The 9750-nt window shown below is 57.1% G+C and carries 11 protein-coding genes; 4 read left to right on the top strand and 7 right to left on the bottom strand.

Going from position 1 to position 9750, the window contains the following annotated elements; translation table 11 throughout:
- Positions 1–159: 159 nt before the first annotated feature.
- Complete coding sequence (rnk, locus tag NH398_RS13795; protein WP_253018993.1) at positions 160–573, bottom strand: nucleoside diphosphate kinase regulator; 414 nt, start codon at positions 571–573, stop codon at positions 160–162.
- A 264-nt stretch (positions 574–837) separates the two neighbouring features.
- Between rnk and rlmM the strand changes: the two genes are divergently transcribed.
- Positions 838–1887, top strand: coding sequence for a 23S rRNA (cytidine(2498)-2'-O)-methyltransferase RlmM (gene rlmM / locus NH398_RS13790; RefSeq protein ID WP_253018992.1), 1050 nt, complete (start codon positions 838–840; stop codon positions 1885–1887).
- Positions 1888–1903: 16 nt separating this feature from the next.
- Here rlmM and NH398_RS13785 read toward each other — a convergent pair whose 3' ends face one another.
- Positions 1904–2191, bottom strand: a complete 288-nt coding sequence (locus tag NH398_RS13785; RefSeq protein ID WP_159341759.1) for an antibiotic biosynthesis monooxygenase family protein — start codon at positions 2189–2191, stop codon at positions 1904–1906.
- A 27-nt stretch (positions 2192–2218) separates the two neighbouring features.
- Between NH398_RS13785 and tusA the strand changes: the two genes are divergently transcribed.
- Positions 2219–2470, top strand: a complete 252-nt coding sequence (gene tusA / locus NH398_RS13780; RefSeq protein WP_159341760.1) for a sulfurtransferase TusA — start codon at positions 2219–2221, stop codon at positions 2468–2470.
- A gap of 59 nt (positions 2471–2529) precedes the next feature.
- On the opposite strand, the gene NH398_RS13775 is transcribed toward tusA, so the two are convergent.
- The 3 genes from NH398_RS13775 to NH398_RS13765 all read right to left on the bottom strand — a co-directional run bounded on the left by NH398_RS13775 (position 2530) and on the right by NH398_RS13765 (position 5761).
- Positions 2530–3234, bottom strand: coding sequence for a hypothetical protein (locus NH398_RS13775; protein WP_253018991.1), 705 nt, complete (start codon positions 3232–3234; stop codon positions 2530–2532).
- Positions 3235–3346: 112 nt separating this feature from the next.
- The gene (locus tag NH398_RS13770) at positions 3347–4339 is read right to left on the bottom strand and encodes a DUF3080 family protein (RefSeq protein WP_253018990.1); all 993 of its coding nucleotides are present in this window, start codon (positions 4337–4339) and stop codon (positions 3347–3349) included.
- Between the two features lie 3 nt (positions 4340–4342).
- A complete protein-coding gene (locus tag NH398_RS13765; protein WP_253018989.1) occupies positions 4343–5761 on the bottom strand; it encodes an MATE family efflux transporter in 1419 nt (472 codons plus the stop codon).
- A gap of 136 nt (positions 5762–5897) precedes the next feature.
- Here NH398_RS13765 and NH398_RS13760 point away from each other — a divergent pair, with 136 nt between their 5' ends.
- Positions 5898–6476, top strand: coding sequence for an elongation factor P hydroxylase (locus tag NH398_RS13760; RefSeq protein WP_159341764.1), 579 nt, complete (start codon positions 5898–5900; stop codon positions 6474–6476).
- Here NH398_RS13760 and NH398_RS13755 read toward each other — a convergent pair.
- Entirely contained in the window at positions 6473–6952 is a 480-nt protein-coding gene (locus NH398_RS13755; protein ID WP_159341765.1) for a hypothetical protein, read from the bottom strand. The genes NH398_RS13760 and NH398_RS13755 overlap by 4 nt on opposite strands.
- 13 nt (positions 6953–6965) lie before the next feature.
- Positions 6966–7817 (bottom strand): TatD family hydrolase, encoded by an 852-nt coding sequence (locus tag NH398_RS13750; RefSeq protein WP_253018988.1) that lies wholly within the window; start codon positions 7815–7817, stop codon positions 6966–6968.
- Between the two features lie 159 nt (positions 7818–7976).
- Between NH398_RS13750 and NH398_RS13745 the strand changes: the two genes are divergently transcribed.
- Positions 7977–9629: a fatty acid--CoA ligase gene (locus NH398_RS13745; protein WP_253018987.1), complete on the top strand. Its 1653-nt coding sequence runs from the start codon at positions 7977–7979 to the stop codon at positions 9627–9629.
- The last annotated feature ends 121 nt before the right edge of the window (positions 9630–9750 follow it).

Raw genomic sequence — 9750 nt, 5'->3', positions numbered from 1 at the left:
AACGGCTGGGTTTTTTGTTGCGCGCTCGAAAGCGCGCCATGACCAGCCCCGGGCATCCTGTGCTCGGGGCTTTTTGGTTGTGTGGTCTCTGGAAAACGCGGGAGGGAAACAAAAAAGCCGCTTATCAGAACAGAAGCGGCTTAGGAAGCGCGGTACGAATTAGCGGTGGTACTGCTTTTCGCGTTCAGGTTGCCAGAGAATCGCGTCTACTCGTAAATGTGCGTTTTGCTGGTTGGGTAGAGGCCAGTCGATGGTGTCGCCTACTTTAAGCCCTAGCAGGCTGGCACCAATGGGCGCCATGATCGAAATGGCGTCTTTCGTCGTGCCGAGCGAGTGCGGATACACCAGCGTACGCACCATCTGTTGGTTGCGAGTGAGGTCAGTGAACTGAATTTGACTGTTCATACTGACGACGTTATCGGGAATTTCTTCAGGATCGACCACTTCTCCGCGACTGAGCTCCTCTTGTAAAAGCTCAGCCACCATTTGATCCTTCTCGGTGGCGTTATCGATCAAGCGCTGCAGACGATCTGCGTCGAGCCGATTGATCAAAAGCGGAGGACGCTGCCCCATGATGCTCTCCTTGGCAAACGCGGCCGGACGAGACGGCGCGCGCTGTTAGTCAAATGGTGCTGTCCGGCATAAAAAAAGCCCCTCCATGAAGGAAGGACTCGAGATACCGTCCGAATAGTGTACGACACTTCTAATGAAAAGACGACGCGCTTAGAGTGACGCGCCCAAAGTGCTATGATGCAGGCCGCCGCGTGAGCAAGTATGTGATATCGCGTTTATGGGTTGCAGATTATGTTGAGGTGAAAGGTGAGTGATACGGTACCCATGTCATGGCTTGTTTACTGCCGGCCCGGGTTTGAAAACGATGCGTTGGCTGAAATGCAGCACCATGCGCAGCAGCTGGGCGTGCCCTGTGATCCGGTGCGGGGTGAGGGCTGGGTAAGTGTCACGCGCCAAGACGGAGAAGCCATTAACGATTTACATCGTCAGGCTGCCTTCAAGCGACTCATATTCGCCAGACAAAGTTTAGCGGCACTGCCTGCGTTGACGCTATCTCGGGATGACCGCCTCACGGCCATTCTCGAACAGATCAAAGCAAGCCGTTGGAGTTTCGAAGAGATCTGGCATGAAACGCCGGATACGAACGAAGGGAAAGCCTTAGCGGGCTTGATCAAGGCGTTGACCAAGCCCCTACAGAGCATGCTGAAGAAAAGAGGCGCACTGCGTGGCAAGGCGGGTGGGCGTCGCTTGCACGTGTTTTGGACGGATGGTGACCGGGTTCAGTTAGGGATGAGTTTTCCCGATAACCGCAGCGAGTTAATCAATGGCATTCGTCGGCTGCGCTTTCCTTCTCGTGCGCCCAGTCGTTCGACATTGAAGTTAGAAGAGGCTTGGCACGAGTTCATCCCTCGCGACGAGTGGGAAGAGCGTTTAGCCGCACACATGCAGGCGGCAGATTTGGGGGCAGCTCCGGGCGGCTGGACATGGCAACTGGTACAGCGCGGTATGTATGTCTATGCCATCGATAATGGCCCGATGGACAAGCAGCTCATGGCCACCGGCCAGATCGATCATCTACGCGAGGACGGCTTTACCTGGGAACCGCCGCAGCGGTTGGATTGGCTGGTGTGTGACATCGTCGATAAGCCGGTGCGCGTTTTGGCCATGGTAGAGCGTTGGTTAACGCGCAAGTGGTGCCGCGAGGCGATCTTCAACCTCAAGCTGCCGATGAAGAAGCGTTGGGACGAGGTGACCCGCTGCCTGGCAACGCTGGAAGAGGCGTTAGCAGCCTCGGGTGTCAGCGCCACGATTCGATGCCGCCACCTCTATCACGACCGCGAAGAGGTGACGGTATACGTCAGGCTAGCTCACTGACGTGGGGGACGACGGGTTAGTAGCCCGGCTCATAGAGTCGAATAGTTTCATCTTCAGTGAGTAGCGGTAAAATACGCTGCATCGCCATGGCGCGCTCTTCGCTGGCGTGCCACTCTTTCCAGGCACGCAGGTCGCGCCATTTGGTAATCATCAGACGGCGGTCGGTGTGGCCAAGCTCCACCAAGGTTTCACCACCAACGAAGCCCCGGACGCCCAAGGAGACACGCATCGCCTCGCGTGCTGCGTGTTCATATTCCTCTTCCAAACCGGGCATGATGCGTCGTTCAATGATGATTTTTATCATAGGTCTGTTTCCTAACCGAGAGAGTCGATGACTGATACTACGAATGATCCCGCCGCGTTCGATACTGCATTGGACACTACCGGACTTTACTGCCCGGAACCGATCATGCTGATGCATAACAAAGTGCGTGATATGGCCTCGGGCCAAATTTTGAAAGTCGTGGCGACCGATCCTGCCACGACTCGCGATGTGCCAAAGTTTTGCCAATTTCTCGGCCACGAACTGTTGCATCAAGAAAGTGGGGACGATCAGTACGTCTACTTTATCCGCTTGGCATGATCCTGTAGAGCGAGACAAGGCGTTTACCGACTAAAGGGTGAACGCCTTGCGGAGAAGGGTTATGGACTGTCACTACTGGGCACGACCATCATGGCAAGTGCCTCTAACGTGGCGGGGTCCTCTTCCAGAATACGGTTAGCGATATGGCGCTGGAAGAAGTAGACGGTTTGGTGTTGTGAGTGCGCATCGTAAAGGCATGCATCGCCGAGTAGAATCGGCGTCATGGTGGCCTTTTGCTCATCTGCCAGCACCGCTTCGATGTTACCGTCGCTATATAAACGCCATCCGTACACGGGTTTCATGTGCCAAGGTGCATGGGGGTGGTTCATGCAGAGGGCGTGAGTCCCTAGAGTATCGGGAAGCTGCTGAATGAGCGTGATATCGCCCGACGACTCATACTCGAAGTAGCTAGCTGCCGCAGTCAGCTCGTCGTATTTGTGATCGGGAGGGAGGTCGAAGATTTCGTCTGTTTCAGGGTCACGATAACCGATAAAAACGCCGCTCTCATGGCTATCCAGCTCATGGCACGCGACGAGCGACTCCATCCATGGGACGAGTCCTACCACGTTGCCATCTTCCCTCAGCCCCCAAGCAAGAATCGGCAGGCCATAGTAGGTGTCGGGACTCGCAGCGAGCTGGTAGACCATCTCCAATCCATCTAGCTCTGGGGCTAAACGAACTAAACACTTGCGCGCCTGCTGACGCTGACGCACGGTTTCCAGGTCGATGACCTGGGCAGAGCGAGTTGACAGGGGTGCGCCCATGGTGTCCCTCCTTGTACTGCGTGGTCACGACGTTGGCAGACAGCGGTAACCGCCTGCCGCACACTTCACCAATAGCACAGCTTGACCGCGAGGTTAAGCGTAAACGTCATTTTTAATCCGACACGCAGGGGGAAAAGGCGCTTTTTAACGCGGTATGCTTGTCCCACGCGGTTTGAAACTGCTGCCACGGAGCTTCCGGGCGGTGTAAAGAGAGCCAATTCTGTTGATACGCGGCAACCGAATCAGGAGGGGTGACGGGATGAGCCTCAATCAACTGGTTCACGCTGACGAGCCACTGTTGGGCGTTTTCTGCCAACGTCTCGATCCAAACAGGCGTTTCCACCGACAGGCAGGCCTCGTCGTCAGCCGCTGCCGCGAGCATGTGGTTGGCTTCGCTCAGTCGCTGTTCGGCGAGCAGTAGCGAGCGCAGCATCTCGGCGCTCAACGGTCTCTCTTGAAGGGCTTTCAAGTGATTTTCTAGCGTTGAAGAGTCCTGCTCCCATGTCTGACTGAACTGCTGATCGACCATTCGTTGCAGGTAGCTGAGGGCCGCTTGCTGCTCGCTGATATCGATGCTTGCCTGTGGAGGCAAGGGGCTGCTGGCCCTTGAAAAACTCTTTTCCCACTCTTCAGAATCAAAAATCGCGTTCCAACTGACGGCGGGTAGCTGCTCGGTTTTCAGCTCGGTCAACTGCGCCAAGCGCGCTTTGTCGTCGTCGCTCAGGGTATCGGGGATGTCGCTATTCCAACAGGCGTCCAGACGCTGCCAAAGGGCGCGTTCGTACAGCCAGTGTTGGCTAGGAGGTGCTACGCGGCCCAGCTGATTGTTACGGGCAGCAACCAAGGAGGTGATTTGGCACTCGCGCAACGCATAGATGTTGAGCATTCCATCGCGAATTTCTGGTACCTCGATCAAGCGCTGCTGGCGTTCAGGGAAGGCGTCAATGTTGCGCGGTTCGGATGGCGCTGGCGGCGACGTATCCAGCGCAGCGGCCAATTGCTGATGATACTGTTCCCAGGCATGTTCAGCGCTATGGTCGCCACAGCCAGACAGCAGCACTCCAGTGGCAGCGATGAGCCACAAGAGACGGGAAGGTAGGGGCATAGATCACTCCTGTTGACTGATTCTTTTTAATCGCCAAGCCAGTAAACATGCAGCCGTGCTGAGACCCGCAATCAGCCCAATCCAGTAGCCGTGTACACCCATAGGTTCAGACATGCTCCCTAGGCCGTAGGTTCCTAGCCAGTGTCCTCCGCCCAAGCCCACGATCCAATACGAGAGTACGGTAATCACCATGACGATACGTGTGTCTTTGTAGCCTCTGAGCGCACCGGCTAAGTTGACCTGTAAGGAGTCGGAGAGCTGGAAAACCACCGCCAATGCAATGATGGTGAGCGCTAATGCCTGAATGTCCGCATTCGAGGTATAGAGTGATATGACTGGGGCGGCTGAAAACCACAAAAGTGTGCTATTGATGGCCGCGACGATGACACTGATGACGATGCCATTCCAAGCCACTTTGCGCGCCATGGCCAAACGCTTTTGCCCCAGCGTGTTTCCCACCCGTACGGTTAGCGCCATGCTTAACGACATCGGTAACATGAACAGGATGGTCGTGTAGCTGAGGGCGATTTGGTGAGCACCAACGGTGACTTCACCGAAGCTGGCAATGAACAGTGCGATCAGCGTGAACAGCGTTACTTCGACAAAGATGGCCACACCAATCGGTACGCCTACAACGACGAGTTCGCGAATGCCCGCCAAATTGGGCGGCGTCAACTGCTGCCACAGCGCGACACTGCGGTACGTCGTGCCGCGGCGAGTATAGAGCGCCATGGTGATGGCCATGGTCCACATGGAGATGGCGGTGGCAATGCCGCAGCCCAATGCGCCGAGGGCGGGAAGCTGCTGCCAACTGCTTGGAAGGCCGGAGCCGAATAGGCTCACTAAACCCTCGCCGCCGTAAATGAGTAAATAGTTACAGGGAATATTAACGCTCAAGCCGACCAAGCTGATCCACAGGGCCGGGCGAGTATGGTTCATGCCGTCAGAAAAGGCCCGAAGCGCTTGAAAGAGAGCAATGCCCGGCATGCCAAACGCCACCGCACTAAGATAGGCGGCGGACTCCCGGGCAACGCTAGGCGGCACGTCCATGCGTTCGAAAATCGGCGCTACGGCGACCCACAATAACACCGCCGAGACGCACCCTAAGGCCAACGCCACCCACAGCGCTTGATGTACGGCGGGGCGAATGGCGCCATGGCGTTGTCCACCTAGCAAGTGTGCCACGATCGGGGTCAAGCCCATGAGCGTGCCGGTCATGAAGAGCATCAACGGCATCCATAAGCTCGACCCGACCGACACCGCCGCCAGGTCGGTGGCGTTGTGCCTGCCCGTCATCATGACATCCACCACGCTCATGCCCGCCTGGGCGAGCTGAGCGCCACAAATGGGCAGTGCCAACGCGACCAGGGTGCGGGTTTCAGGCCAGTAGATCGTTTTTATATCGCTAGTAAAGCCGCCCAAGGTATGGCTCCTCTTTAGCAAAGAGACCTAAGAAAGGCCGATAGAGTAGCAGGAGTCGCTGTGGTTTGCCGTCTCCTCTTTAGCCTAGTGGAGGGGCACAGGTATACTGCGCGAAATGAATGACGAAAGTGGCAACATGGTGACACACGAGAAAGAGCGTTGGACCCTGGACGATATCATGGCGCTGTTCGATGGCGTGTTTATGGAACACTTTCACACGCGACTCATCAAGGGCGGTGATGAGCCTCTTTATCGCCCCGCGAATGTCGAGTGTCCCTATCATCAGGTGATTTTTGCTCGTGGCTATTTCGCGAGCGCGCTGCACGAGATCAGCCACTGGTGTATCGCAGGAGACAAGCGGCGGCAGCTTGAAGATTATGGGTATTGGTACCTGCCGGACGGGCGTAATGCCGAGCAGCAGCGAGCGTTCGAGCGAGCAGAAATTGCGCCCCAGGCACTCGAGCAGCTGTTCACCCACGCGTGTGGGCGTACCTTCCATGTCAGTGTCGATAACCTGGGCGGTGACGTCGACGTGGATCGCGATGCCTTCGCCCAGAAGGTCGCTGCGAGAGCCCAGCGTTATATGGACGAAGGGCTGCCAGCGCGTGCCAACGCCTTTCATACAGCACTGACGCACTACTACCAGCAGCAAGGCTCGCGCGATGACGCCATCGCCAAGGGGAAAGCGTGTCTAGCCGCGTGTCGGGTTGCTTAATCCTGCTCGTTTAGCTGGCGGTGTAGCGTCAGCATCACTTCGATTTCGTGCTCTGGACGCATTGGCTCCAAGCCAAGATCGTTGAAGGCATCGCTGCGCAGGCGGTGCCACTCTCCGGGGCCGAGATGATCGTACAGTACCTTGGCGGGGGCCAGTTCGACGAACGGGTCCAAGCCGTAGGTATCGAATAACCGTGCCAGTGCGGCGTCGTCATCGCCGTTATCGCTGGTATAGAGCGTCGCCGAGAAGTGGTCGTTCTCCAGCTCGCGGATCACGTCCAGCGGGCTGACCCCCAAGCTCTCCAGCTCTTCGATGCTGTAAGCGCCCATGACGTTGCTATCTTCATTGATCCAGCTATCGTCCGGCTGAATCAACGTTTGCTTGATACGCCCATCGGGTAACGACCAGGCGATGGAGAGCGGCAGGCCATTATCTTCGCCTGTTTCGATGGCAATGAAGCCAGGATAGTCAGCCACGCAGTTGCTCCTTTTAAGCGTCCGCATCGATGCGGAAAAAACGCTGGGCGGTGCGCGTCGTGGCAGCCCCCAGCTCGGTGTCACTCACATCATGCCAACGGGCGATCTCTTGCACGATCCACGGCAGCAGGGCCGGTTCATGGCGACGGCCCTTCAACTTGGTCGGCAAATTGCGGGGCAGCAAATAAGGGCAGTCGGTTTCGACCATGAGTCGCTCCAGAGGAATGTCCCGCACCAAGTCACGTAGATGGTGCCCTCGGCGCTCGTCGCAAATCCAGCCGGTGAGGCCGATGTGAAGGTCGAGATCGAGATACCCATGTAGGGTCGCTCGATCCGCCGTGAAGCAGTGTATCACTGCATCGCTAATGTCATCTCGCCAGCTGCGCAGGATATCGCGCATGCGCTCGCCGGCATCCCGCTCATGTAGAAACAGTGGCAGGCCACTGTCGGCGGCCAGCGCCAGCTGGGCTTCGAAGGCGAGCTCTTGCGCTTGCGGCGTGGAGAAGTTGCGATTGAAATCCAGCCCGCACTCGCCAACGGCCACCACTTCAGGAAGGCGGTAGAGCGCCCGCATGTCTTGTGCCACCGTGTCGTTCCAGCTAATGGCGTCATGGGGGTGCACGCCCGCCGTGGCGTAAACACCCTCGAACCGCTGGGCCATCGCCACTGCCTGCTTGGCATGGGCCACGTCGGTGCCGGTCACGATCAACGTCCGCACCTGTGCGGCCCTGGCTCTGACGATCACGTCGTCTAGGTCGCGCTGAAAGCTCTCATGGGTCAAGTTCGCGCCAATGTCCACCAAAGGAGTTTCCGGGCGAAACCGTAGCGCCTCGGGCAAAAACGTATCGGCTGTCGTGGTCGTCAAGCGTGTCCCCTTGTCCAGATGGTGAAAGGCGTATTGTAAAGGTCGGTACGCGCCTCGGCTAATACCAAAGGTGTGCCCGTTCGCATTGCGTCGCCCTACGCGGTGGTGAACACTGCAACGGTGAGTCTCTATGAACAATAACGACATCAAGGAGTGACCATGGCAACGATAACCCCCAAGATATTGCCGGCGACTGCTTCCGCCACACAGCCGCCTCTATTGATCAAAGAGCTGCTGGAATCGGGTGTTCGCATGGCGGGTAACAATCACATCGTTTACCGCGATCAATGTCGTCATGACTATCGTCGCTTTCAAGAGCGGGTGCATCAATTGGCTCATGCGCTCACCGCCCAAGGGGTGCAGGCAGGGGATGTGGTCGCCGTGCTCGACTGGGATAGCCATCGTTATCTGGAGTGTTTTTTTGCCATTCCCATGATAGGCGCGGTACTTCACACCGTGAATGTCAGGTTAGCGCCAGAGCAGATTCTCTATACCATGGAGCACGCGGAAGACGTGTTCGTACTGGTGCACGAAGACTTCGTTCCCTTGCTAGAGCCGCTTGCCGCTCGGTTACCGAACATTCGAGGGTACATGCTCTGCCAAGAGAGCGAACAGTCTGTTGAGACTTCGCTGCCACTGGTGGGCGAGTTTGAAGCCTTACTCGCTCGACAGCCGCCCCATTATGACTTTCCCATCTTTGACGAAAACGTGGTAGCCACTCTGTTCTACACCACGGGCACGACAGGCAACCCCAAGGGAGTTTTCTTTACCCATCGTCAGCTCGTGTTGCATACCCTGAGCGAAGCCAGCACCTTCCAGGCGCCAGGGTTCGAGCTGCTCAATCGGGATAAGGTGTACATGCCCATTACGCCCATGTTCCATGTGCATGCGTGGGGCGTGCCTTATACCGCGACCCTGTTGGGGGCCACGCAGGTCTACCCCGGCAAGTACGAACCCGACATGTTGGTCAAACTGTTGGTGAGCGAAAAAGTCGATTTTTCACACTGCGTACCGACGCTACTCAACATGGTGGTGAGTGCTGATGCCATCGCGACGAAGAAGATCGATATTTCGGGTTGGAAAGTGTTGGTGGGAGGAAGTGCGTTGACCCAAGCGTTGGCCAGTCGTGCTTGGGCGCTGGGCATCGATACGCGCAGCGCTTACGGCATGTCGGAGACCTGCCCGCTATTGACCGCCGATATACTACCCAAAGACGTCGCCGATGCCGATTTCGAGCATCAGCTGCCCTGGCGCTGCAAAGCAGGGTTACCCGTGCCATTCGTCAAACTTCAAGTCGTCGATACCGATGGTGAGCCACTTCCCCATGATGGCCGCAGCATTGGCGAGGTGCGCGTGCAAGCACCCTGGCTGACCCAGGCGTATTATAAAGAGGACGCGCGCAGTGAGGAGTTATGGCGCGATGGCTGGCTACACACCGGGGATGTGGGATCGCTCGATGAGCACGGTTTTTTATCGATCAGTGACCGCATGAAAGATGTGATTAAAACCGGGGGCGAATGGCTCTCATCGCTGGCCCTCGAAAGCTATATCAGCCAGTGCCCCGGCGTGGCAGAGGTCGCGGTGATTGGTGTGGCGGACGATAAATGGGGCGAAAGGCCCGCCGCGCTCGTAGTGCCCAGCGATCATAAAACGCCGCTTACCGTCGAGGCGATTCAAGGTTTCATGGAGCAGTTCGTGGCGCAGGGAGAACTCAACCGCTGGGGGGTTCCATCCCTGATTCGTATCGTTGATGAGATACCCAAAACCAGCGTTGGCAAGTTGGATAAAAAGCGTATCCGCACCGAGATGTAACCCGCCAACACGCGCCTGCGATGCCCACCGCAGGCGCTCCTGCCATCGAGACGTCATTCGGTTACCCCGTAAGCCCGGTCCATGCGTTACACTGTGCGCCTCACGACGAAGGAGGACACTG

It is taken from the genome of Halomonas sp. CnH100-B, assembly GCF_024124605.1.
In the GTDB taxonomy this organism is placed as follows: domain Bacteria; phylum Pseudomonadota; class Gammaproteobacteria; order Pseudomonadales; family Halomonadaceae; genus Vreelandella.
This window is presented reverse-complemented; position numbering and strand designations above follow the sequence as displayed.